Below are 23,013 nucleotides of genomic sequence, written 5' to 3' on the forward strand. Positions count from 1 at the left end.
AGCGTGAACCCATGGCAGCGTCGGACACAAAACCCCAGGGGCCGAACAACCCTCTCCTGGTCCTCGGGAAGATCAGCGCAATCCTTGACGCGTTCACCTTGAGCCGCCCAACTTTGACGCTGACCGAAATCCGTGAGGCAACCGGCATGCCCACGTCCACCGTTCAGCGCTTGGTCACCAACCTGGTGGCGCAAGGATTCCTCGACCGTGAAGAGGATTCCTTCCGAGTCGGGATGAAGATGGCCTACTGGGCCGCTCCGGCGACCCGCGGCATCGAAATGCTCGACCTCTTCACACCTCTGCTCAAAGACCTCCGCGACCTCACGGGTGAGACAACCGCCTTCTTCAAAGCCGAAGAGGCGTACAGGGTCTGCGTCGCCTTGGCAGAGACCCGCCACGCGCTCCGCCGCGAGATGCACGTCGGTCGGATCCTGCCGCTGCATGCCGGGTCTGCAAGCCACGTGCTGTTGGCGTGGCGCCCGGAACTGCTGGAGAGGATCCTTCGCTCACCGCTGCAACCGCTCACGGAGTTCACGATCACCAGTTCCGAGGACCTTGAGGCCGCGGCTCGACGGACCCGCCGTGACGGCTTTTCCATCACGGTGGGTGAACGAGATGACGGCGCCTCGGGTCTGTCTGCGCCCGTATTCGATGCCTCCGGTGTTCTGATCGGGGCGGTGACCATCAGCGGTCCGACCTTGAGGATGCCGCGTTCGGTGTGCGAAGGCTGGGTCGAATCACTCCTGTCGACTGCCGAACGCATGACCCGGCTGATGGGCGGCAGATTCCCCGACGAAGCCGGTTCTTAAGCGGCCGTGCCGCTGGCCTTCGTCCACCTGAACGCCGGGGCATTCGAATGGACGCCCTGTGCTGTCCGGGAACGGTTGGGCTCCCCGAGTTCATCGAGCAGTCCCTCCGAGAGGTCGACCAAACTCCACAGGGTCTCAGCCTTGAACCACTCGGGCCGGGTTGCAAAGAGCAGATCCTCACTGGCGGTGTTGCCACTGGCACCGGGGGCGAACGGGCAGCCTCCTAGACCCCCGAGTGCACCGTCGACGACGCTCGCCCCCGCAGACACGGCTGCCAACGCATTGGCCACCCCCAGACCCCAGGTGTCATGCCCGTGGAAGACGATGCGTCGGGGCGGCGTTTCCTGCTGGACACGTGAGATCAACGCACTGACTTCGGAGGGGACGGCTTGCCCCAAGGTGTCGCAGATGACGATGTCCTGGGTTCCCTCCGCGCGGGGGTCGTTCGCGATGGCCAGGACCCGCTCAGGATCCACCTGCCCTTCGAACGGGCACGTGAACGACGTCGCCAGGCAGAGCTGAATCTTCCCGCCCACTTCCTGGGCCAGTCGGACAGCCTCGGGAAGAGCCTCCAAGCTGGCCTCAGTCGTGCGGCCGATGTTCGCCTGGTTGTGGGAATCGGTGACGGAGAAGCAGTACTGGAAGTTCCGCGCGCCCGCTGCTGCGGCCTTTGCGACGTGCCGGGGGGTCGCCACCCAGATCCAGCAGCGTTCCAGCTCCTCCGGAGTCAGGGCTTCGACCACCTCCAAGGTGTTGGCCATCGGCGGCACCAGGTCAGGGCGAGCCATCGACCCCAGCTCGATTTCCGGTACGCCCAGTCGAATGAGCTCCCGCACCACCTCGACCTTCCTGTCGGTCGGGAGGACTTTGCCCGTCAGCTGCAGTCCGTCCCGGAGGGTCACATCGCGCAGTTCAACAGGGTGTTCGTGGGTGGAGTTCATGCCGAAAGCCTCTCTTCGGTGGTGGATGCGGCAGCGATCTGCTCCGCGGTGAGGCCCAGAAGACCTCCCAAGACCTCGTGGGTGTTCGCGCCGAGATCCGGGCCCAGGTGGTCGATGGGCAGCGACTCCTCACCGATGACGGGCACGATGCCCGGGAAGCCGACGTCGGTGAGCGTCTCGTCCCCGGTTGAGACGTCCATCTTCTGGATCATGTTGCGAGCCGCATACTGTTCGTCGTCGCTGATGTCGGCAGCCGTGAGAATCGGCCCCGCGGGAACACCTGCGGCGTCCAAGACCTCGAGGGCCTCCACGGAGGTCCTAGCCGCCGCCCATTCCCCGATGGCCGCATCGAGTTCTTCGCGGCGTGCCCACCGTTGAGCATTTGTCTGCAAGTGCGGATCGGCTCCGAGATCCGGACGACCGATGGTGGTCATGTACCGCTGGTAGATCGAATCCCCGTTGCCAGCCACCACGATGCTCGCCCCGTCGGAGCAGACATAGGCGTTGGACGGCGCGATGCCTTCCATCCGCCCACCAAGACGCTCACGAGTGATCCCGTAAGCCTGGTAGTCCGGTATCAGCGATTCCATCATCGAGAACATGACTTCGTGGAGGGCGACGTCGATGATCCGCTCCCTGAGCGGCACGCCCTGGGAGGAACTGTCCGGGCCACGACGCACCTCCCTCTGGAACAGGCTCATGACGACGCCGAATGCAGCGTAAAGACCCGCGATGGAGTCACCGATGGACACACCGACGCGTACCGGTGCACGGTCCGGGTCCCCCACCAAGTTGCGGAATCCGCCATAGGCCTCGGCCACGGCCGCGAACCCGGGTCTCTGGGACAGGGGACCCGTCTGCCCGAACGCCGATATGCGGCTGATGACCAGTTCCGGGTTGAGTTCGTTGAGCACGTCGGGGCCCAGGCCCCACTTCTCCAACGTTCCCGGCCGGAAGTTCTCCAGCAACACATCACTTTCTGCAACAAGGCCCTTGACCGCTTCACGCCCTGCTTCAGACCGAAGGTCCAGCGTCACGGACTTCTTGTTCCGGTTGATCGTGCGGAAGAGCATGGACGTGGTGCCTTTGTAGAGACGCCAGTTCCGCAGTTCGTCTCCCGTGCCGGGGCGCTCGATCTTGATGACCTCCGCCCCGAAGTCTGCGAGCAGGCGCCCGGCGGTAGGAGCTGCAATGTAGTTGCCCAGTTCGAGGACACGGACCCCGTCCAAGGGCTTGATCGAAGTGTCAGTCATGAGTTCTCCTCCAGAAGTCGGTATGCGTACGACGACGGGCAGCGGCCCGGAGCATCGCGTCAGATGAACAGCCCCAGGACCAACGTGCAGCACAGGGCCACCACGGACGCGACCGATACCCCCAGCGAGCAGGACTTCAACGTCCCCTTGGTGGTCTGTCCGAGCATGGATTGCAGCAGCCAGAAGGTGTTGGACGTGACGTGCACCAGGAACAGTGACCCCGCCCCGGCTGCCAGTGCGATGAGGACCGGATCCAGGCCGATCTGCGGGGCCACCGGGGCCAAGAGACCGGCTGCGGTGATGGCCGAAATCGACACGGATCCGACCGCGATGTGCAGGACCGCAGCGATGGCCCACACGGTGAGCAGCGGAGCAAAGGAACCGGCGGAGAAGTACTGACCCAAGATGTCTCCCATGCCGCTTCCCGCGACCACAGCGGCCAATGAGCCACCCGCTCCCGTCAGGATCAAGATCTGCCCGGATTCCCGGAATCCGTCGACCACCGCCGACTCCACGCGCTTGCGGCCGATGGTAAACCTTCCGACGTAGCTGGTCCCCAACAGGCTGATGAGCAGAGCAATCACGGGGGACGAGAGGAAGTCCATCGGCGGGCTGGAGAGCCCCACCATTTCGAGCATGGCGCCGCTGGCAATGAGCACAAGCGCCAACAGCATGGGGGTGAACAGCAGGATCAGGGGCGGTTCCTTCGCCTGGCGCGCCACACCCTGGTGGACTTGATGCGGGAGCAGACCCACGCGGGTCCCGTGCCCGTCGACCAGTCCGTCCTTGGCTTCAGCCGGAGAGGAGTCGCTGTCCGTCGCGGCGAGTTCGGATTCGCCGTCGTCCGCAGACTCCTGATCTTGTTCGATCTTCCAGAGCCCGCGGGGGATGAAGAAGTTCATGATGGCGATGGAGATCATGATCGTCGGAACAATGACGATCAGGCCGAAGATGAGCATCTTGCCCAACGGGACACTCAACAACCCCGCGAGCGCCAAGGTCGCCACCCCCGGCACCATCAGGACGATGCCGCATTCGAGGCTGATGGCCATCGCCGTCGCCATTTTGGCCGTACCGTATTTGCCCAGGTGAGGTGCCATCCTCCGAGCCAGAGGTGCGCTCATGACCAACAGGACGTCCAAGAAGATGGACTGCAACAAGGTTCCGAGGGTCAGGCCAAAGGCATATGGCACCCCCCGCGGCCCGAATATGCGCAGCAGACCGTCGACCAGGCGATGGATGGCCCCCATCTCATTGAGGATCGACCCCATCAGGACTCCCCAGGCGATCAACAATCCGACTTCGAACATGATGTCCCCGAAGCCCTGCATGACCGTCTCGGTGGTACCCGCGGCACCCATTCCGGTGGCCAACCCCAGCACCGCGGCTCCGATGACCAACGAGACCACGGGGTTGATCCGCATTTTCACGATCATGACGACGATCCCCAGGATCACGACGCCGGTAATGGTCAGGGTCAGCCAATCAGCCATTGATTCCCACCTTCTGTTCCACCCGCAGCCATCACTCGATGTGGGCGGGATCACTTCTTCGTGTAGCCCACAATGTAGGTCACACACCACATAGTGAGCAATGGAAATCTGGGGTTGATCCGTTCCGATCGGCGCCATTGCTGGTCACGGGCGGGATTTTGCTGTCGCAACAGACCTGTCACGAATCCTCTGCTATCGTCCTGACCCATGGGAACACTGGTTTCAGCGCCCGTGATGGGGCGCTTCTTCACGTATCGCGACCGCCGCCACTGACGGCGTCGTCGCAGATTCTTTCGCTGTAGCGCGCCGTCACCACCGAGATGCAAGGCACCTCGGTGGGGCCACTGAGCCGTACCCGCTTGAGTGATCCCGTTTCCCCGAGGTGCTCCACACCTAATCTCTGGAGCGCACTCATGCCACGTTCTCGCCATGGCGGACGCCACGAACTGGGCCAGAACTTCCTCACCTACACACCGACCATCGCCCGCATTGTCGACCTGGTTTCGGCGACGTCGGGACCCATCCTGGAAATCGGTGCCGGCGACGGCGCCCTCACGCGCCGGTTGGTCGAACTCAACCGACCACTTACTGCGATCGACATCGACGAACACCGCGCCCGCCGTCTGGCCAACCGCTTCCCGACGGTTCAGGTCGAATGCGCGGACGCCATGCGGTATCCGCTGGATTCACCGGTCGTCGTCGGGAACATCCCGTTCCACCTGACCACTCCCCTGCTGCGAAGACTCCTGGAGGCAGACGAATGGAATCGAGCCATTCTGCTCACGCAGTGGGAAGTGGCGCGCAAGCGCGCGGGAGTCGGCGGATCCACGATGATGACCGCGCAGGCCGCGCCGTGGTTCGAGTTCAGCTTGGAGGGCCGCGTCCCCGCCACCGCCTTCAGGCCCATGCCCAGCGTGGACGGGGGCATTCTGAGCATCATCCGGCGAGGACCGCCCTTGGTCCCCGGCCGCGAGCGCGTGGCGTACGAACAGTTCGTGCACCGGTCGTTCACCGGCCGGGGCCGGAGTTTGGCCCAGATTCTCTGTAAAGCGACCGGGCACCAGATGCCAGTAATTCGACGCGCCATCGTGAGAGCCGGTGTCCCCCACCGCAGCTTGCCGCGAGACCTGACCGTCGACCAGTGGGCTTCGCTGTGGACGAGCCTGGGCAGGACCGTCAGTCGCTGACCTCAGGAACAACGGCACGGGTCAAGGCATGGAGCGCCTCGCGAGTACGCGTGAGGCGCTCCATGCCCGCCGACAAGCGACGTTCCACGTCGTTCAGCTCCCGCTCAAGTGCAGGGCACAGCTCAATCTCCGTTCGATCGGCACCCGTGCGAACGCAGTCCAGATAGCGGCCCACCGCCTCGGTGCTCAACCCGGCCTCGATCATCACTCGAATTCGTGCGACATCCGCCAGGTCGTCACCGGTGTACTGCCGATAGCCGCCGCTGGACCGCTGCGGCGTCAGCAATCCCCGCTGTTCGTAATGCCGCAGTGCCCGCGCACTGACACCCGCCCGTTCGGCGAACTCCCCGATCTGCACCGCTCTCCTCCCACCACGCCAGCACTTGACCCTGACGCTGGCGTCAAGGTCTAACCTCCCGAACATGACATCGACCAACCACATTCCCGCTGGCACCGATCGAATCAGCTTCCCGGACAAGGTCGTGATCGTCCACGGCTTCGGCGCCACGGCCCACGACCACTGGTTCGGTTGGCTTGCGGATCGGATCCCCCACGCGAACGTGGTCTCTCTCCCCGATCCCGAGCGTCCTGATGCCGCCACCTGGATCCCACGGGTGGTCGATGCCATCGGGCAGCTTGAAGCCGGCACCGCCGTCGTCGCCCGCAGTCTGGATCTGTCGGCGGTTCGGCCCGCCCTGGGCCGGAGCGCAGTCCTGCGCTCAGACAACGATGCGCTGGTTCCGGCAGACCTCAGCGACGACTTCGCACATCAACTAGGTATCCAGGCTCGGGTGGTGCCCGGCGCCGGTCACTTCCTGGACGACGACGGCGTCACCGAACTGCCCGCCGTACTCAAGGTTCTGCACCCATGACGACGACACCGGGCGGGCAGCCGCCTCCTCAGCGACTGTCCGCCCGATGCCGGTCAGGCAGTTGTCCTCACTGGAACCGCGGAACCACCTGGTCCACGAACAACTGCAGGGAGCGCTTCTTCTCCTCGTGCGTCATCCCGTTGTCGGTCCAGTAGCTGTATTCGTCGTAGCCCATGTCCTGGTACCGCTGGATCCGTTCGGACACCTCGTCCGGGGTGCCGATCATCGCGGTCTTGTGCAGGGAGTCAGCCGCAAACTCGGGACGTTCGGCCACAGCCTCCAGAGGTGCCGGATCCTTGAAGCCATTGACGGGTTCGTCCTTGCCGAAGGCCCAGGACTGGAAGGTCCGGTAGAACCGATTGATGGCATCCGCCGCGGGCCGCCACCCCTCGGCATCCTCCGTGGCGTGGACATAGGTGTGTTTGAGCACCATGATCTCCGGGCGCTTCTCCACCTCCGGATGAGCTGCGACGGCGGCGTTGAACTTGTCCATGAGGTCCTGGACCTCCTCGTCGCCCTTCATCAACGGCGTGACCTGGACGTTCCAGCCGTTCTCCACGGCCCAGTGATGGGTCTCCTCGCTGCGCGCGGCGATCCAGATCGGCGGGTTGGAGGGGTTGAGGGGTTTGGGAACGGAGGTGGAGACCGGGAACCGCCAGATCTCGCCGTCGTGTTCGTAGTCCCCGTTCCACAGCTGCTCCATGGCGGGAACCAGTTCGCGGAGGTACTTGCCACCGTCGGCTGCGGGTATGCCGCCGCAGAGTCGGTTGAACTCGAACTGGTACGCACCGCGAGCCACACCCACCTCGGCGCGGCCGTTGCTGATGACGTCCAGCAGGGCGGTCTCACCGGCCGCGCGGATCGGGTTCCAGAACGGAGCCACGATCGTTCCCGCACCCAGGCGGATCTTTTCGGTCCTGGCCGCCAGGTATCCCAGCTGGACCATCGGGTTGGGCGAGGCGGTGTACTCCATGGAGTGGTGCTCCCCGATCCATACGGTGCCGAAACCGCCCTTCTCGGCAATCTGGACCAGTTCGACCAGGTTGTCCCAGTGCTCCTTCTCGCTCACGGAGTCGTCCCAACGCTCCATGTGGATGAACAGTGAGAATCGCATGATTGCTCCCTTCCGGATCCCACGACGTCCTCGGCGACGTCGCGATTTCGTGAGTTCTGTGGTCAGTTCCGCAGTCAGGACTGTGTACGGGTCGTGCTGGTTCGCTCGGTGATGGTCTGGTTGGTCCGGGCCCACAGGCTGGGCTCGACCTCACGGACCAGAACCGTGATGTTCTCCGGAGCGGCGCCCGTCGTCGTTTCCGCGACCCGATGAACGCCGTCGATGAGGTTTCGCAGTTGTTCGGGGGTGCGACCCTTGGCAATGGAGATGTCGATAATCGGCATGCGCGATCAGCCCCTCATCACGAAGGGATCGGCCATGGGCCCTTCGTCCGTGTTGATCCACACGGACTTGAGCTTGGTGTACTCGTTCATGGACTCCAGTCCGTGCTCGATACCCACCCCGGAGGTCTTGAACCCCTGCCGAGGGGACTGCGGGGACATGGCGCGATACATGTTGATCCACACCGTCCCGGCCTGAAGCCCTTGGGACATCCGCATGGCCCGCTGCAGGTTGGAGGTCCACACGCCCGCCGCCAGACCGTAGGTCGTGTCGTTGGCCAGCCGCAGCACCTCCTCCTCCGTGTCGAACGGCATGACCGCTGCGACGGGGCCGAAGATCTCCTCCCGGCACACCCGCATGTCATTGGTGGTGCCGGTCAGCACGGTGGGCTCCAGGAAATACCCGGGGAGGTCGATTTCGGGGCGATTGCCTCCCGAGTACACCGTGGCGCCCTCACCCACGCCGATGTCGATGTAAGACCTGACCTTTTCGAGCTGCGACTCGAAAGCCAGCGGGCCCAGCTCCGTGCTCTGCTCCAACGGGTCACCAATCTTGATGGTCGCGGCCCGTTCGCTGACCCGCGCGAGCAGTTCGTCGTACACGCTTCGGTGCGCGAACACCCGGGAACCGGCAATGCACGTCTGACCGGCCGCAGCGAAGATCCCCGCGACCACACCCATGGCTGCGTTGGACACGTCCGCGTCCTCGAACACGATGTTGGGGCTCTTACCACCGAGTTCCAGCGTGCACCCGATGAAGCGGGCACCCGCTGAGGCACCGATGGCAGACCCGGTGGCGGTCGATCCGGTGAAGGAGATCTTGGCGATGTCCGGGTGATCGACCAGCGGAGCACCCGCCTCCGCTCCGGTTCCGGACACCACGTTGACGGCACCGGCCGGGAACCCTGCCTCGTACGCCAGTTCCGCGAGCCGCACGATGTTCCGCGTGGTGTACTCGCTGGGCTTGATGACAATCGTGTTCCCGGCAGCCAGCGCGGGGGCCAGCTTGGAGACCGTCAGCGTCAACGGAGAGTTCCACGGGGTGATCGCACCGACCACGCCCAGGGGCTCCCGCTGCGTGAAATTGATGATGTCCAGCGAGTTCGTGGGGATCTGGGAACCCTGAACCTTGTCGGCCAGACCGGCGTAGTAGTAGAGGTACTCCGGCAGGGTCTTGAGCTGCCCCACCATCTCCCTCAGCAGCTTGCCGTTGTCCAGGGTTTCGTTGCGGGCCAGTTCCTCGGTGTTCTCTCCGACCAGATCGGCCAGGCGACGGAGCAGGTGACCGCGCTGGGTTGCCGTCGTGCGTTTCCAGGCGGAGGACTCGAACGTGGTCTTGGCGCTCTGAACCGCCCGGTCGACGTCCGCCTTGTTGCCCCGGGCGAATTCGTACAACTTGTCCAGGGTTGCGGGGTTCGTGCTGGGAATGTATTCACCGGAACTGGGGGCAACGTGCTCGCCGCCGATGAAGTGGTTGATGAGTTCAGTCATCACGCTGTCCTTCCTGTTCTGGGGCTTACCCCTGGGCGAAATGCCGCGTGAGTTCACGGGCGAGCACCCGGGGGTGGGTAACGGGGATCATGTGGCGGGCATCGGGGATGATCGTCACGGTGGACTCCTGGATCCGGTCGTGGAGTCTGTGGCTCATGTCCGGTGTGGAGCCAGGGTCCTCCGCACCGGTGATCATGAGCGTCGGGGCTTGGATCAGGGCTAGGTCCCCGGCGATCTGCCGATCGCCCGTGGCAAAGACCTCGTAGGCCCTCACGTAGGACCCGGGGTCATTGGCGAACAGCATCGAACGGGTGCTCTCCCGCAGCACCGCGCTGTTCGCCGTCGTTTCCGGGAACCAGCGGTCCAGTGCCGTTGCCATGCTTCCCGCGAAGTCCTGACGGGCTGCGGTCAACCGCGTGGCCACGGCCGCAGCTTCCTCCTCCGTGCGCTCACACACCGCGCTGAGCAGGGCCAAGGTCTCGACCCGCTCGGGGTGATGGGCAGCGATGTGCATGGCGATCAGCGCACCGAGCGAGAACCCCACCAGGTGGACCTTGCCCTCCGGAAGCCGGTCCAAGACGTCCTGGGAGAGCTCCGCGAGTGTGGTCTCCGACGTCAAGGGCGGCTGCTCACCGTGTCCGGGAAGGTCGAGAGCGTGCACGGGGCGGTCCAAGAGCCCCTCGAGCTCGGCCCAGATCGTCCGGTCCAAGCCCACCCCGTGCAGCAGGACCACGGGAGTCGACGAGTCATTGCCGGCCATGAGATCTACCGCTCGGTCGAGAGATCCGCCAGGCGCTGCTGCGGACGGCCACGTGTGGCCCCAGCGAGCGCGATCACGATCTCATGCGGGTGCGGCGCGTCGGCGATCCGCACTTCCGTGGTCTGGTGGTGGGACCGGATCGTGGCGTCGGTGAAGTGCTTGAGTGGGATGTCAAAGGTGGCTCCGGCCAGTCCGCGCTTTTCGACGGCGGGCAGCAAGGTGCTCGCGTTGGCGGCGTCCCGGAAGTGGTTGCCGAACTTGAGGGTGTGGATCAACGCGGAGCCGTGCTCGATCTCGCCGTCGATACCCACGATCGCGGCCTTGCCGTAGGCCTCCAGCGGAGCGCCCAGAGCCTCCATGACACGGGGAGCCAGGACAGCTCCGAGATCAGAGGCCACGGCGTCGATTCCCGGGGCCAGATCTTCCACGAATCCCTCTCCGGCCCAGGGATTATCGATCACAGCGGCCACGACGGCGACGCGCGCGGTCGGGTCGACCTCCCGGCCGCCCTCTCCCAGGATCTCTTCGACGATCGTGGTGACTTTGCGGATTCTCATGACAGGAGTCCTTTCAGGATGGTGGTGTCGACGTCGGGGTCGGTTTGTCGGTCCCCGATGCGGGGAAACGGTCTGGGGCCATCGGAGGCGGCCGCGATTACGCAAATCTCGTCCGGGTGGGGGGCATCCGGCAGGTGCAGGTCGATGGTTTGGTAGTAGTCGCGCAATCCCGCCGTGGTCTTGTGCCACAGCGGGACCTTGAGGTCCGGACCGGGTTCGGAACGACCGTCGGTGAAGCAGATGATCGCGGTACCCCCCAGCAGCTCGCGGACCAGGTTGCCGAAGTAGGGCGTATGGATCAGTGCAGCCGCGTGTTCCAGCTCGCCGTCGGTTCCGACCAGGGCGGCCTTGCCGAAGGTCTGGATCGCGTCCTTGCCGCCGAGCGCTACGAGCAGGCGGTCCGTCAACAGTTTGGCCAGGACGGGCGCGACGTCGCGGGTTCGCTCCCCCAGGTCCTGGTCCACGCCGGTACCGGACCAAGGGTTGCTCAACACAGCCACCGCTGCGGCCTGACGCACGGGGCGGTCCAAGGGGTGGCCACCCTCCTCCCGCACTTCTTGGAGCACGGTGAAGATCCTGCGGACACCCAACTGGTGGCCGAGAGATTCGAAGGTGGTGGACTGGTCAGCCTGTGACGTCATCACTAGACCCTTCGTCCCCGCGGGAAACCAGTGCCGCCTGGCTCGAAGCGTTGACGTGCTGGCGCATGCTGAACTCGGCGTTGACCGCGTTCTTGTTGCGGATCGCGTCAACCACCTTGTGGTGTTCACTGTTGGAGTTGATGAGCCGGGCGGGATCCGCAACGGTGCGAGTCACGATCCGGTGATACGCCAACTGGTTCATGAGCCGTTGGTAGTGCTCGAGCAGTTTCTGGTTGTCGGAGCCACGCACGATCGTCCAGTGGAATTCGTGGACCAGTTCGGCATAGCGCTGACTGTCTCCGTCCAAGGCAGCGCGATCGGAGGCCACCAGATTCTCCTCAAGACTATGCAGTTCCGGAACAGCACCCCGTTGGGCCAGCAGGCCGGCCGCCAAACCTTCCAGTGCTTCCTTGAGCTGGAACAGTTCAACGATCTCTCGCTGGGATGGGTGGCGGACGAAGGTCCCCACGCGGGGACGAATCTCAACCAGGCCCTCGTTCTGCAACTGCTTGAGAACCTCGCGGACCGGGGTACGGCTGACCCCGAACTGCTCGGCCAGCGTCTGCTCCGGCACCAGGTCACCCGGCTCGTACTCGCCCCCGAGGACCAGGTCACGCACCCTGTCAAGCAGCGAGACGTCAGTCATCTTGACCGCGGAGCTTTGATTCGTTTCTTGCATACAAGAACCGTACGACTTACCCGCCTGAAGTGTCAACGATCACATGACAAGTGCCGTGATCTCGGCATACATCCGGATTCTCGGTGCCCTCTTGACGTAACGGGCATCACATCCCTAGCCTTCCTTGCATGCAAGAGACCGGCATTTCACACCTCAAAGACACACTCCGAAGCGACATCGAATCCGCCTGGAGCAAGGCCTGGGACTCCGGAAACGTCAATGCCCTGGACGAAATAGTGAGCCCTGACTACGTCCGGCGCCTCACTAACTCCGGGCTCAGGTCCGGGATCGACGAAGTCAAGGACGAGATCCTCAAGATTCGTGAAGCCCTGCCCGATCTCCACACCTCCATCGACCGGATCCTGGTCGAAGGCGACTGCGCCGCCGTGTACTGGCACTCCACGGGCACCTTCACCGAGTCCCTCAACGGTGTCCCACCCACGGGCGGCACCGTGGAGACCTACGGGTCGAACCTGGTGACGGTCCAGGACGGAAAGATCATTTCCGAGGACGTGACCTGGGATGCAACACAGCTGTTGAACGACTTGGGTCTGTCCTCCCTGGCTTCGGCATTCGAGGAACACACCGTCGACCCCGTCGTCGACAACCTGGACGGCACCCCGCACCGAGAAATGCTCAAGGCCTTCAACCGCCAGTTCGTCTCCGGTGTGACGGTGGTGTCCGTCCTGGACGAGACCGGCACCCCCAAGGGGCTGGCGGTCAGCTCCTACAACTCCGTCTCCCTGGACCCGCCCCTGGTGCTGTTCTGCGTGCAGAAGACCTCCTCCACCTACCCGTCCCTGTTCCGCGGGAAGCACCTGGGGATCAACATCCTCAGCTGTGAACAGCGGGAGACGCTCGGGGTCTTTGCCTCCAAGGACAAGGACAAGTTCGCCCGCGTGCCGTGGCACGAAGGCCCCAATGGTTCACCCCTGATCGACGGCTCGGCCGCCGCGGTCGAGGTGGAGGTCAAGGAGCGCTTCCAGGCCCTGACCCACACCGTGTTCATCGGGCGGGTGGTCCACGCCGAGACCTCGAAGGACGAACCCATCATCTACAAGGCCGGCAAGTTCTTCGACAGCCGAAATCTCGATCCCCTGGACTAGGGCATCGGATCCACAGGAACGGATGAAATCATGGACGACCTCACGCCCCAGAAGCGGCACCGGATCCATTGGGACGGGCACGGCCCCGGCTACGTTGCACACCCGGACGAGCCTGAATTCGCTGGACACGGGCTGGAACCGGAGTCCGGCCCCACCCCGGCTGTCCTGGAGGCGGATCGCCTACGGCACCGTCCGGGCACCGTCTTCTGGATCTCCATCGTCCTCGTCCTGGCCTTCACCGCCTGGGCGGCCCTGGCCCCGGAGAGCCTGGGCGGCTCCCTGACCGGGATCATGAACTGGGTGGCCGGCAGCGTGGGCTGGACCTACCTGTTGGTGTCCTTCGGGTGCATTGCGCTCATGGTCTTCCTGGGTTTCAGCCGCTTCGGGGAGACCCGACTGAGCGCCTCCGACGACGAGCGGCCTGAGTTCAGCACCTTCTCCTGGCTGGCCATGATCCTCTCTGCCGTCATGGGAATCGGTTTGATCAGCTACGGGGTGGCCGAGCCGATCAGCCACTTCGCGTCTCCCCCGCACGGACTGGCGGACACCGGCACGCACGAAGCCGCCGTGCGCGCGCTGCAGTTCTCGTACTTCGACTGGGGCCCGCACGCTTGGGGCGTGTTCGGCGTCTTCGGTCTGGCCATCGCCTATTCGACCCACCGCCGCGGCAACACGGGGCTGGTCTCCCCCATGCTCAAGCCGATCTTCGGCACGGCGATGGATGGTTGGGCGGGCAAGGTGATTGACATCTTCGCCGTGTTGGCCACGCTGTTCGGCACCACGACGTCCTTGGGGCTGGGTGCCTCGCAGATCGCCGAAGGCATCAACCGGGTGCTGGGAATCCCGGAGACAACGTTCGTGAAGGTCGCCATCATTGCCGGGATCACGGTGATCTTCACGCTCTCCGCCCTGTCCGGTGTGAACCGCGGCATCAAGTTCCTGAGCCAGAGCACCGCCGTGCTCTCCGTTGGCCTGGCCCTGTTCGTGCTGGTCACCGGCCCCACGAACTTCATCTCCAACATCTTCTTCGAGGCCTCGGGGCAGTACGTCAACGACTTCTTCAAGGTCAGCTTCATGACCCCTGCCTCCCCGGACGAGGTGCAGTGGTACCAGTGGTGGACCTACTTCATGCTGGCCTGGTGGCTCAGCTGGGGCGCCTTCGTGGGGGTGTTCCTGGCCAAGATCTCCCGGGGGCGCACGATCCGTGAATTCGTGTTGGGCGTCATGATCGTTCCCAGCCTGGTGTTCTTCATCTGGTTCACGATCTTCGGCGGCACCGCGATCAAGTTCGACATGGACGGCGACGGCGCCATCGGCAAGGCCGCCCTGGAGAATCCGAATCAGGCGTTCTTCGACACGCTGGCACACCTGCCACTGGTCGAGGTGACCTCGGTGATCGGCATCATCCTGGTCATCCTGTACTTCGTCTCGGGTGCCGACGCGAACACGTTCGTGCTCTCCATGCTCACGTCCCGAGGGACCCTGGAACCCACCCGTCCCGTCCTGACCGTGTGGGGTGCCTTGACCGGAATCGTGGCGCTGTTCCTGTTCCTGGTCGGCGGGCTCACGGCCCTACAACAGACGGCGATGATCTCGGCCCTGCCTTTCACGATCATCGTGGCGCTGCTCGGAGTGTCCCTGATCCTGCAGCTGCGTGAGGACCGACGGTTCGACCGATACCGCGTGGTCCGTCGGGAGGACCTCCGGACGGGATCGCTTCGAAAGGTCGATCTCCCGGAGTGATCCCAAACTGCCAGAGGGGCCCGGACCACCGTCGTCGTGGATCCGGGCCCCGTGCTCAGGCCCCCTGGGTCTGGATGATCGCGATCTTCTGCCACACCTTGCGGGCCATGTCCGAGGTCAGGGTCTCCATGCCTTCGACGGCGTCGAGCACGTCACCGTCCGTGGTGTCCTCGGCGAACAGCGCGGCTGTCTTGCCCACCAGGGAGAGCATCTCCGTGCAATAGTCCAGGTAGTGCGTGAGTTCCCCGCGAGTGAGGTCCAGGCCGCCATCGGCCCTGGAACCGCGTTCGAGCCGTTCGGGGACCTTGGTGAGTTGGTGCATGTCGATCACGTGGGCCAGCGAGCGCAACCGGTGCAGCAGGCGTAGAACGCGGGCACGCTCCAAGCGTTCGGGGACTGCGACCAGGAAGAACACGGCGATACCCACGAAGACCAGGTCGTTGATGATCGTCTCGATCAGCGGCAGCCAGTCCACGGGTGTCAGCGCGTCCGGCGTGGACATGATGTCGGCCGCGGCCAGGCCGATCGCGCCCACCATGAACGCCACCAGTGCCAGGACCCCCAGCCGGGAAAGAACCCGTGCCAGGCGGACACGACGACGGCTGATCCCGCTGTCGGTGCTGACCTCGTCCACCATGGCCAGCAGCTCGCCGCAGACCTCCCACAGGCCGCGATCCGGGAAGCGCGAACGGATGCGGTCCTGGAGCGTGGCGGTGGAGAGCCTGACGGCAGCCGCATCCAGACGTTGGTAGCGACTGCCCAGGGGTGGGGCGTCGTCGTGGTCGTCGGGGCGGGTGGTTGGTTCCGGCGCCGGCGGTTCGGTCGATTGGGGTTCGGGGGATGTGGCCACCGGGCGAGACTACGCCAACGACGGCGCGGCTCGCCTTGAGTGGGCCTGGTCCCCGGGGCTCGTAGTCACGCGATTGTGCTGGGGGTCGGTCTTGGGTGTCCGGCCTCAGGCCTCGCTCACGCCCGCGCCGTGAGCAGCAGTGTTGATCCGCTCGGCGGTGCCGACGGGATCGTCGATGCTGATGATGACCTGCGAATACGGTTCATCAACCAGGTCAATCGTGATCGCGTCCTGGTAGCCGCTGACGTTCCAGAACTGTCGGGCGTCGTCCGCGTGGAACGTCCCGGTCAACTTGTCGCGCCAACGCAGCCCTGGACCGCGCCAGCCCTTGGCCTGGTCCTTGACTTCGGGGGTGTGCGCCGCGCCGCGGACGTGTGCCCACGGCACGGTCAGGGACTTCTTGACGGCCCAGAGCTTGTCCAGACCGATCGTTTCGACAACCAGGGATTCGGGGGTGATCGTGACCTTGTTGCGCATACCTTCATGCTAGGTCAGGGCAACGATGATCGAGGCCTGGTTTCGTCAATTGAGCTAACAAAGGAATATCACCAATTTGGTATAAGTAATTATCCGCCACTGCACGAATATCAGAGATTTTTTTCCAAATTTATGGTCCGTTTTCCAGGTAAATACTTCGTCGCCCCTCTTGCATCGATAAGCCCGCTGCAGACCTAAGGCTCCATGTGAAATTCTACCCACAGCCACCAATTGACCTAGGGCCGGAGCTAGACTATATCAACTTACAGCATATTCTCCCGCGCCTAATATTATTTCATGTACTCTCCATTGCGAAATCTACCCACTTTTCAATGTTCATCATCTTATTCTGGATAACAGACTCTTCATGCACGGCTCTAGCAATATTCCGCTTGTAAAACACAAAATTGAATCGATTATGAAAGAGTGCAGCAAGAAACGCCATAATCATTTGCCATGCAAGAGTCATTGCAAACCAAAAACCTAGCGGTTCAATAAAAGATGCCATCACAAATACGAGAATAAGCCCCAAGGCGCTGCTGAACATTATCAGGATGATGGTATCACCAATTCTATCAATGCGCTTCTTACTGGATGGCAGATTACTTGTGCCGTAGAATCTCCATATAAACCACCACATTGCGATCGCACATTCTACTGCCAACCCCAAAGCGATGGCAACTACCAAATTGCTATTATTCACGATAAGAAAAGTAAAAACGAAAACGAAAGATGTGCCCTGCAGTATCCACATCCTCCATCCTGAAAAAATGAAATAGGTTAATCTAATATATTTGGATCGAATAAAAAATCTTCTCGTGTAAGAAATTGAACTCCTGCGTAAACGACTCAGCGAAAGATTAAGGTCGCTCCAGCCCTCGACGGCACTTCTCAGAAACCCGCCGCGTAGTTGAGAGAGGGCTCCAGCAACTATCGAAATCACTCCAAACAACAAAGCGGGAAATATAACTACGAGATCCCAACGGTTATGCGCAATTGCCATGATGCTTCGATGGATATCAACAGCCGAAAGGTACGCCCCGATAAATGTGAGTAAACCACCGATGATGAACTGAATTCCTTCAAGATGGGTCTCGTTCTCCTGAAGAACAACGTTCTTCTCGCTCGATCTCGTATCAATTAATACAGTAGAAAGAACTACCGCAGCCTGGACGCCAAGAAAAGACAAAAGAGCAGATAGCACTGCCTCCCGGCTCATGCCCGAGTATATAACGCGAACCATGTCATTTGATAAGCCAATACTCCACAGATTTGAAATCCTATCCGACCCGTTAAGCAAGACTAGAATATAGTAATGGAAAACGTATGCTGTTAGCACAACTGAAAGTATAAATCGCCATCTACGGGAGCTGCTCGCGTACTCTTCAAGCATCCGCCCCATCCGTAAAATTCGCTCTTGACTAGTCTTTCGATCATCCCCGGATGATTCACTGCCCTCATCTACAGGCCTTTCATCCCCTATGAAGATACGCTCGAGCCAGATGGGCAAATGCTTTACTAGATTCCGAATGCGAGTAGTTTTCAACTACTTACACCCTCCTCGGGTTTGCTCCAAATAATTGATCCTAAACATGTTAGCATTTCCCTGATGGACGAGTGGGATGATAAGGGCCGAACTTGTGGATCCTACTTTAACCCAGCTCTCAGAAGACACCCTTCACTTTTCAGATAGCTTGGTCCGAGTTATCCTGGATGAATTGCGATGTCTCAATAGTGTGGTGGGATAAGTAGTGGGCGCTATGGCTGGTTGTTCTGGAAATATTAATATCTTCCAGGACGTGTCTCTTATTGACTGCAAAGAGACACGCGAACAAGATACATCACAATAAGGAAAATACTACTCCAAATCGTACCAATTGTAAGTGCTCAGGAGGATACCCGCGGCGGACTATACAAAGGATTCGGAATTGAACATGGCATGTTTTTCCGTCTATTCAGAAACTTTTACAGCCTATCAAAATGAACATCAAATCCTGCCGCCTTGAGGTCCCCAAGGAGTCTGTTTTGCCAGGATCCGTCATCTAATGGATAATAGGCAACGCCCTGAATGTCCGATGGTATTTCCACATCCTGTCCATGCAGGACTGTTATATTACGTCTGCCGAGGCGAGCCATAGCATACCCCAGTTCTAGGACCACGTTCTGACGTGCCCTGGGCGATTGATGGCCGTCTCTTCGTCCACCTACGTCATCTGCAGACATGATCACAACTGCATACGCAGCAGAGTCTCCGAGAGAGTCTTCCAGTTTTTCAATAATGGTTCGCCCTGAATTGGGCTGGTCCACCAGGACAACAGGTTCGACATCCGTTGCACGGCGAAGAAGGTCTAGCACCATGTACCTAGGTAGCTCTTCTTGTCCATGAATAATAAAGGCTTTGTTCTTTTGGATGTCTTTCCTAGCCCCTGAATCCATCTGTTCACGTTCCTTTAGGGGATAGATATCAATATTTTTGGCAATATCTATAAGGCGAACTGAGCGAACTTTTATATCAGAGCGGAGCTTTCCGGTATCAATCTCGCCATCGAGATTGAGTGTACCCATGAAATAGTTCAAGCCGCGAAAATCTGAGTAGTCACTCTTGGGAGTGGGATCGAGGAACCCGCCCGCTTCAAATGCAGAGTCTAAGAGTATTTCATTTCTCCTATTCCAAGATTCATAGCCGTCACGGAGCACCTCAGCATCACTTGATTCATACTCCAGGAGATTTTTCCCTTGCTGAATTGCTTGATTAAGCAACTCTCGTAGCTTTTGGGGATCTTGGACCAATTTTGCGACCATGTGTATATTCCCTTCTTCAGCTCTTCTTCAGCATCATTCCGGTCAGAACCCCTCGTGCGCCATGTTCGCGAACCTCGAGTAGTGCCCTTGAAACGCCACCACGATGGTCTTGGTGGGGCCGTTACGGTGCTTGGCCACGATCACGTCCGCCTCTCCCGCCCGCGGCGACTCCTTGTCGTACACGTCGTCGCGATGCAGCAGGATCACCATGTCCGCATCCTGCTCGATCGAGTTGTGAACGGTGATGCCATTGGCCACAAAGTTGTGCGTCCCGACCACCGTGGCGTCGAAGACCTCTTCCTCTCCATCAAGTTCTATGGCCTTGACCTGGTCCCAGAACACGTCATTCGTCGCCTCGACCTCGAGCTCCTCCGAGTCGAGCACTTCCGCAATGCGGGCCAGGCGCTGACGGGAAGGTTCAGTGGCCACACTGGATACGACCTGATTCGAAGCTGCTGTCCCAACCGAATCGGGCAGCCTGTGCTGAGTTTGTGGTTCCGCCAGAATCCGACCAACTTCGGCCCACGGCCCCTGGACCATGGGTGCTTCAGACTCTGTCGAGCTAGCGACACGTGGTTCGTGCCCTGTTGATTCCAGGCCAAGGACAGTTGCAAGCCTCGATCCGTCGTCATCAGTCCTGGGCACCACCTCGCACCGAGGAGCAGGCGCCGTATGTCGGATCGATGTCATGACACCAAAGCGAAGCAGGACCATGGCCAGAGCGTTAGCAATCTCAGCATCGGGCAAGACCAAGCTGAGGGCGTCGTCGTCAGTGGATCCAACAGCTTCTGCCACCTCCCGCACAAACGTTGCAATCTGTGCCTTCGGTAATGCAGCGATAGACCCAAGTTGGCCTCTTGCGTTAGACCCACCCACAGCCACGACGCGCGCAAACTCCTTGACTTCCTGGTCATCCCAATGTGCCCGTTCCGACGGTCCGTCAACGTGCCTCGGAACGGCCAAGCGCGTACCTGACTCCAACTCGGCCAGGGGCATCCAGCCCTCGTACGTGAAGAACTTGTGGTTCGCCGTCGCGCGAATCTCACGCCCGGAGGTCATTGTGAGCTTGTACACCGGCTTCACCCCGGTCGAGAACACATGCGTGAGCGGCCTCTCCACGTAGCGCATGTCGTCGTCGAGAGTCCACACGGGAATATCTCGAGCGCCGGAGGAGTACAGGTCCGCCATGGTGGTCTCAGCACCCGTGTCTGCCCGCAGGATTCGAGTGTCCCCGGTCAAGCAGCCAGACTCACGAAGGTCCGACACCATCGGCCGCTTGTCCGTGCGCTGCTCGGAACCACGGTTGAGCTGGGACAACGCGATGACCGGGACGTCCAGCTCCTTGGCCAACAGCTTCAGCGCACGGGAGAACTCGGAGACCTCTTGCTGGCGGGACTCGACCTTCTTGCCCGAACTCATGAGCTGCAGGTAGTCCAGGACCACCAGCTTGAGGTCATGCCGCTGCTTGAGCCGTCGGCACTTGGCCCGGATCTCCATGAGCGACATGTTCGGGGAATCGTCGATGAACAGCGGCGCCGAATCCAACTTGCCCATGGTGGAGGCGATCTTCTGCCACTGCTCGTCCCGCAACGTGCCCTTGCGGAGATCCTGCAGGTTCAGGGTCGCTTCGGCCGACAGGATCTTGAGTGCGATCTCGTTGCGCGCCATCTCCAACGAGAAGATCGCCGTGGTCATGTTGTGTTTGATGGCCGCTGACCTGGCGATGTCGATTGCGAACGTCGATTTGCCCATGGCCGGCCTGGCCGCCACCACGATCATCTGCCCGCCCTGCAGACCGTGCGTGAGCTCGTCGAACTCCGTGAAACCGGACGGCACGCCCTGCATGCCCGACTTCCCACCGGCGGCCTCGATCTCCTCGACCGTCGACTCCACGACCTCCTTGAGGGCCACGTAGTCCTCGGAATTGCGGCGTTCGGCCACGGTCATGATCTCGGACTGTGCCTCGTTGACCAGGGTTTCCACCTCGCCGTCCTGCGAGTACCCCAGCTGCACGATCTTGGTCCCGGCCCCCACCAGGCGCCGCAGCACAGCCCGTTCCTGCACGATCTCCGCGTAGAACCCGGCGTTGGCCGCGGTGGGCACGGACGAGATCAAGGAGTGGATGTAGGCCGCACCACCCACGTTGTCCAGCTCGCCGCGCTTGGTGAGTTCGTCGGCCACGGTGATCGCGTCGGCCGGCTCACCCTTGCCGTAGAGGCTCACGATCGCCTCGTAGATGGATTCGTGCGCGGGCCGGTAGAAGTCCGCCCCCATCACGACCTCGACCACATCCGCGATCGCGTCCTTGGACAGCATCATGCCGCCCAGCACGGACTGCTCGGCCACGTTGTCATGCGGGGGTGTGCGCACGAGATCTTCGGACACGCTGGACCTTTCGAGGGGTTCGGGATCGACGACGACGCGCGCCGGTCAGACCACCATTGTGGACCACGGCACCGACCGCACAATGACCGTCGGGGACTCAATGCAGCCCCGGAACTCGATCGACTCGAATGAATACCCACAGCCTGTGGACAACTTGTGGAACACGTGTGGGGATCGCCGCGGTCAGATGTGGGTAGACGGTGCACAACATGTGGACGCCTGTGGACAAACCCAGGCCTCAACCGGGGCTTGAAACACATGAAATCGCAGGTCACACCGGTGTCGGCCCCGAAACCACGGGCTGTCCCCCACCTTTCCACAGGGTTTGTCCACAAGGCTGATCCTGATCTGCGGAAAACTCCCACATGCCCGAGTACAAGCTCGATTACATGCCCCAGTGCAAGGCCCACCACAAGGCCCAGGCCACGAGCCACAGGCGCCAGGCCGGCAACTACATGGTCAGAGCAGCCTGGAGCACCACCAGCAACGTGGCCGGGGAGATGAGCACGGTTGCCAGCAGCAGAACGATGTTCCAGGGACGGTGCTTCCGGTAGGTCACGGAGCTGGCCAGCGCCGTGAGGAACGCACCCACGTCCGCCAGGGTCGACAGCAGCAGACCCCCGATGAAGCTGAGGGACATCACTGCTCCGGATCCCGTGTTCCCCAACACGAATGCCAACACGAAACTCACCAACGCCAGCACCCACAGCCCCAGAGAGATCGGAAAAAGCCGCTGCTCGGGCTTTCGAGGGCGGCGCGCGCCGGAGCGGTGACCGGCGTCGTTCTTGCGGATCATGGGGCGGGAAGGGCTCACGCCCTGCATCCTGACACACGGCTCACCGCGTGGACGGGAGCGCAGCGGCAGTCAGCCGTCATCTACCAGCTTGTTGACAGATCACCTTGAGTGACATGTCACCTTATTACTAGACTGGGTGCATGGCCGCAGCAACTCCCCTCGAAGACTCCCCCGGCACCTCCCCGGAACCCGCCTGGCTCACGGACGGCCAACAGCGCATCTGGCGCAACTGGCTCTCCGCCAGCTCGCGCGTGCCGGCACGCCTGGGCCAACAGCTCCAGCAGGACTCCGGACTCTCGCTGCAGGACTACGAGGTCCTGGTCACGCTCAACGAGGCCACCAACAGTTCCTGCCGGATCACCGAATTGGCGGGCCTGCTCGAGTGGGAACGCTCCCGCATGTCCCACCACCTCACCCGGATGGAGAAGCGGGGCCTGGTTTGTCGCGGAGCCTGCCCGGACGACGGGCGCGCGCAGCTCGTCGAACTGACCGACGCCGGCCGAACCGCCCTGGAGGCCGCAGCCCCGGGCCATGTCCGTGCCGTCCGCTCCGTGCTCTTTGACGCCTTGAGTGACGACGACGCCGCCGAACTCGGGCGCATCACCGCCTTGATCTCGGACCACCTGAATGCCCAGGAGTGCGGGCTCGCCCGTCGCGGCTGACCGCCTCCCCAGGGTTGACCAGCACAGACATTCACCCCACCACCATTGGTTGACATATCACCTATACAGGTCCATAGTAATACGTGATACGTCACGTATTGGCACAGACGGACC

General features: G+C 61.9%; 23 protein-coding genes. 6 read left to right on the top strand and 17 right to left on the bottom strand.

Features of this window, described 5'->3' with window-relative positions:
* The first annotated feature begins 11 nt into the window (after positions 1 to 11).
* Positions 12 to 809: an IclR family transcriptional regulator gene (locus GWK18_RS04510; RefSeq protein WP_166833492.1), complete on the top strand. Its 798-nt coding sequence runs from the start codon at positions 12 to 14 to the stop codon at positions 807 to 809.
* Here GWK18_RS04510 and GWK18_RS04515 read toward each other — a convergent pair.
* Genes GWK18_RS04515 through GWK18_RS04525 form a run of 3 tightly spaced genes read right to left on the bottom strand, consistent with a single transcriptional unit; the run spans position 806 to position 4,496 of the window.
* Positions 806 to 1,750: a hydroxymethylglutaryl-CoA lyase gene (locus tag GWK18_RS04515; protein WP_123824371.1), complete on the bottom strand. Its 945-nt coding sequence runs from the start codon at positions 1,748 to 1,750 to the stop codon at positions 806 to 808. The genes GWK18_RS04510 and GWK18_RS04515 overlap by 4 nt on opposite strands.
* On the bottom strand, positions 1,747 to 3,003 hold the full coding sequence (locus GWK18_RS04520; RefSeq protein WP_166833494.1) for a CaiB/BaiF CoA-transferase family protein: 1,257 nt from the start codon (positions 3,001 to 3,003) through the stop codon (positions 1,747 to 1,749). Before GWK18_RS04520 ends, GWK18_RS04515 begins: the two co-directional genes overlap by 4 nt.
* 59 nt (positions 3,004 to 3,062) lie before the next feature.
* Positions 3,063 to 4,496 (bottom strand): SLC13 family permease, encoded by a 1,434-nt coding sequence (locus tag GWK18_RS04525; protein ID WP_166833496.1) that lies wholly within the window; start codon positions 4,494 to 4,496, stop codon positions 3,063 to 3,065.
* A gap of 413 nt (positions 4,497 to 4,909) precedes the next feature.
* Here GWK18_RS04525 and erm point away from each other — a divergent pair, with 413 nt between their 5' ends.
* Positions 4,910 to 5,683, top strand: a complete 774-nt coding sequence (erm, locus tag GWK18_RS04530; protein ID WP_166833498.1) for a 23S ribosomal RNA methyltransferase Erm — start codon at positions 4,910 to 4,912, stop codon at positions 5,681 to 5,683.
* Here erm and GWK18_RS04535 read toward each other — a convergent pair.
* Positions 5,673 to 6,041, bottom strand: a complete 369-nt coding sequence (locus GWK18_RS04535; protein ID WP_123824367.1) for a MerR family transcriptional regulator — start codon at positions 6,039 to 6,041, stop codon at positions 5,673 to 5,675. The two genes, erm and GWK18_RS04535, sit on opposite strands and share 11 nt — an antisense overlap.
* Positions 6,042 to 6,105: 64 nt before the next feature.
* Between GWK18_RS04535 and GWK18_RS04540 the strand changes: the two genes are divergently transcribed.
* Positions 6,106 to 6,555 carry an alpha/beta hydrolase gene (locus tag GWK18_RS04540; RefSeq protein ID WP_166833500.1) on the top strand — a complete coding sequence of 150 codons (450 nt, stop codon included), beginning with the start codon at positions 6,106 to 6,108 and terminating at the stop codon, positions 6,553 to 6,555.
* Between the two features lie 67 nt (positions 6,556 to 6,622).
* Here GWK18_RS04540 and GWK18_RS04545 read toward each other — a convergent pair whose 3' ends face one another.
* From GWK18_RS04545 to GWK18_RS04575, 7 genes are all read right to left on the bottom strand, one after another.
* The gene (locus tag GWK18_RS04545) at positions 6,623 to 7,669 is read right to left on the bottom strand and encodes an LLM class flavin-dependent oxidoreductase (RefSeq protein WP_166833502.1); all 1,047 of its coding nucleotides are present in this window, start codon (positions 7,667 to 7,669) and stop codon (positions 6,623 to 6,625) included.
* 74 nt (positions 7,670 to 7,743) lie between these two features.
* Entirely contained in the window at positions 7,744 to 7,953 is a 210-nt protein-coding gene (locus GWK18_RS04550; protein WP_166833504.1) for a tautomerase family protein, read from the bottom strand.
* Between the two features lie 6 nt (positions 7,954 to 7,959).
* Positions 7,960 to 9,441, bottom strand: coding sequence for an aldehyde dehydrogenase (locus tag GWK18_RS04555; protein WP_123824363.1), 1,482 nt, complete (start codon positions 9,439 to 9,441; stop codon positions 7,960 to 7,962).
* A gap of 25 nt (positions 9,442 to 9,466) precedes the next feature.
* Entirely contained in the window at positions 9,467 to 10,201 is a 735-nt protein-coding gene (locus GWK18_RS04560; protein ID WP_166833506.1) for an alpha/beta fold hydrolase, read from the bottom strand.
* A gap of 5 nt (positions 10,202 to 10,206) precedes the next feature.
* On the bottom strand, positions 10,207 to 10,758 hold the full coding sequence (locus GWK18_RS04565; protein WP_123824361.1) for an amino acid synthesis family protein: 552 nt from the start codon (positions 10,756 to 10,758) through the stop codon (positions 10,207 to 10,209).
* On the bottom strand, positions 10,755 to 11,399 hold the full coding sequence (locus tag GWK18_RS04570; protein WP_166833508.1) for an amino acid synthesis family protein: 645 nt from the start codon (positions 11,397 to 11,399) through the stop codon (positions 10,755 to 10,757). Before GWK18_RS04570 ends, GWK18_RS04565 begins: the two co-directional genes overlap by 4 nt.
* Positions 11,383 to 12,078, bottom strand: coding sequence for a GntR family transcriptional regulator (locus GWK18_RS04575; RefSeq protein WP_166833510.1), 696 nt, complete (start codon positions 12,076 to 12,078; stop codon positions 11,383 to 11,385). The genes GWK18_RS04570 and GWK18_RS04575 overlap by 17 nt, the downstream gene beginning before the upstream one ends.
* A 128-nt stretch (positions 12,079 to 12,206) precedes the next feature.
* Between GWK18_RS04575 and GWK18_RS04580 the strand changes: the two genes are divergently transcribed.
* On the top strand, positions 12,207 to 13,184 hold the full coding sequence (locus GWK18_RS04580) for a flavin reductase (RefSeq protein WP_166833512.1): 978 nt from the start codon (positions 12,207 to 12,209) through the stop codon (positions 13,182 to 13,184).
* A gap of 30 nt (positions 13,185 to 13,214) precedes the next feature.
* A complete protein-coding gene (locus tag GWK18_RS04585) occupies positions 13,215 to 14,927 on the top strand; it encodes a BCCT family transporter (RefSeq protein WP_166833514.1) in 1,713 nt (570 codons plus the stop codon).
* Between the two features lie 55 nt (positions 14,928 to 14,982).
* Here the strand turns inward: GWK18_RS04585 and GWK18_RS04590 are convergent, their stop codons facing one another.
* The 6 genes from GWK18_RS04590 to GWK18_RS04615 form a co-directional block, all read right to left on the bottom strand.
* Positions 14,983 to 15,777 (bottom strand): hypothetical protein, encoded by a 795-nt coding sequence (locus GWK18_RS04590; protein ID WP_166833516.1) that lies wholly within the window; start codon positions 15,775 to 15,777, stop codon positions 14,983 to 14,985.
* Between the two features lie 105 nt (positions 15,778 to 15,882).
* Positions 15,883 to 16,254, bottom strand: coding sequence for a hypothetical protein (locus tag GWK18_RS04595; RefSeq protein WP_166833518.1), 372 nt, complete (start codon positions 16,252 to 16,254; stop codon positions 15,883 to 15,885).
* Positions 16,255 to 16,549: 295 nt separating this feature from the next.
* Positions 16,550 to 17,473 (bottom strand): hypothetical protein, encoded by a 924-nt coding sequence (locus GWK18_RS04600; RefSeq protein ID WP_166833520.1) that lies wholly within the window; start codon positions 17,471 to 17,473, stop codon positions 16,550 to 16,552.
* A 746-nt stretch (positions 17,474 to 18,219) separates the two neighbouring features.
* Positions 18,220 to 19,056: a nucleotide-binding protein gene (locus GWK18_RS04605; protein ID WP_166833522.1), complete on the bottom strand. Its 837-nt coding sequence runs from the start codon at positions 19,054 to 19,056 to the stop codon at positions 18,220 to 18,222.
* Between the two features lie 42 nt (positions 19,057 to 19,098).
* Positions 19,099 to 21,441: a replicative DNA helicase gene (dnaB, locus tag GWK18_RS04610; protein ID WP_166833525.1), complete on the bottom strand. Its 2,343-nt coding sequence runs from the start codon at positions 21,439 to 21,441 to the stop codon at positions 19,099 to 19,101.
* Positions 21,442 to 21,892: 451 nt separating this feature from the next.
* Positions 21,893 to 22,255, bottom strand: coding sequence for a hypothetical protein (locus GWK18_RS04615; RefSeq protein WP_166833527.1), 363 nt, complete (start codon positions 22,253 to 22,255; stop codon positions 21,893 to 21,895).
* A 122-nt stretch (positions 22,256 to 22,377) separates the two neighbouring features.
* Between GWK18_RS04615 and GWK18_RS04620 the strand changes: the two genes are divergently transcribed.
* The gene (locus tag GWK18_RS04620; RefSeq protein ID WP_123824351.1) at positions 22,378 to 22,899 is read left to right on the top strand and encodes a MarR family winged helix-turn-helix transcriptional regulator; all 522 of its coding nucleotides are present in this window, start codon (positions 22,378 to 22,380) and stop codon (positions 22,897 to 22,899) included.
* Positions 22,900 to 23,013: the final 114 nt, after the last annotated feature.

Source organism: Kocuria sp. JC486, from assembly GCF_011602805.1.
GTDB classification, from domain to species: Bacteria; Actinomycetota; Actinomycetes; order Actinomycetales; family Micrococcaceae; genus Kocuria; species Kocuria soli.

Bases quoted from the DNA above. Each gene is read 5' to 3' on its own strand.
- GWK18_RS04600 (WP_166833520.1), bottom strand. From the start codon at position 17,473: ATGAGCCGGGAGGCAGTGCTATCTGCTCTTTTGTCTTTTCTTGGCGTC.
- GWK18_RS04580 (WP_166833512.1), top strand. From the start codon at position 12,207: ATGCAAGAGACCGGCATTTCACACCTCAAAGACACACTCCGAAGCGAC.
- GWK18_RS04515 (WP_123824371.1), bottom strand. From the start codon at position 1,750: ATGAACTCCACCCACGAACACCCTGTTGAACTGCGCGATGTGACCCTC.
- GWK18_RS04575 (WP_166833510.1), bottom strand. From the start codon at position 12,078: ATGCAAGAAACGAATCAAAGCTCCGCGGTCAAGATGACTGACGTCTCG.
- GWK18_RS04545 (WP_166833502.1), bottom strand. From the start codon at position 7,669: ATGCGATTCTCACTGTTCATCCACATGGAGCGTTGGGACGACTCCGTG.
- GWK18_RS04510 (WP_166833492.1), top strand. From the start codon at position 12: ATGGCAGCGTCGGACACAAAACCCCAGGGGCCGAACAACCCTCTCCTG.
- GWK18_RS04570 (WP_166833508.1), bottom strand. From the start codon at position 11,399: ATGACGTCACAGGCTGACCAGTCCACCACCTTCGAATCTCTCGGCCAC.
- GWK18_RS04555 (WP_123824363.1), bottom strand. From the start codon at position 9,441: ATGACTGAACTCATCAACCACTTCATCGGCGGCGAGCACGTTGCCCCC.
- GWK18_RS04565 (WP_123824361.1), bottom strand. From the start codon at position 10,758: ATGAGAATCCGCAAAGTCACCACGATCGTCGAAGAGATCCTGGGAGAG.
- erm (WP_166833498.1), top strand. From the start codon at position 4,910: ATGCCACGTTCTCGCCATGGCGGACGCCACGAACTGGGCCAGAACTTC.
- GWK18_RS04560 (WP_166833506.1), bottom strand. From the start codon at position 10,201: ATGGCCGGCAATGACTCGTCGACTCCCGTGGTCCTGCTGCACGGGGTG.
- GWK18_RS04595 (WP_166833518.1), bottom strand. From the start codon at position 16,254: ATGCGCAACAAGGTCACGATCACCCCCGAATCCCTGGTTGTCGAAACG.
- GWK18_RS04585 (WP_166833514.1), top strand. From the start codon at position 13,215: ATGGACGACCTCACGCCCCAGAAGCGGCACCGGATCCATTGGGACGGG.
- GWK18_RS04540 (WP_166833500.1), top strand. From the start codon at position 6,106: ATGACATCGACCAACCACATTCCCGCTGGCACCGATCGAATCAGCTTC.
- GWK18_RS04605 (WP_166833522.1), bottom strand. From the start codon at position 19,056: ATGGTCGCAAAATTGGTCCAAGATCCCCAAAAGCTACGAGAGTTGCTT.
- GWK18_RS04620 (WP_123824351.1), top strand. From the start codon at position 22,378: ATGGCCGCAGCAACTCCCCTCGAAGACTCCCCCGGCACCTCCCCGGAA.
- GWK18_RS04525 (WP_166833496.1), bottom strand. From the start codon at position 4,496: ATGGCTGATTGGCTGACCCTGACCATTACCGGCGTCGTGATCCTGGGG.
- GWK18_RS04550 (WP_166833504.1), bottom strand. From the start codon at position 7,953: ATGCCGATTATCGACATCTCCATTGCCAAGGGTCGCACCCCCGAACAA.
- GWK18_RS04520 (WP_166833494.1), bottom strand. From the start codon at position 3,003: ATGACTGACACTTCGATCAAGCCCTTGGACGGGGTCCGTGTCCTCGAA.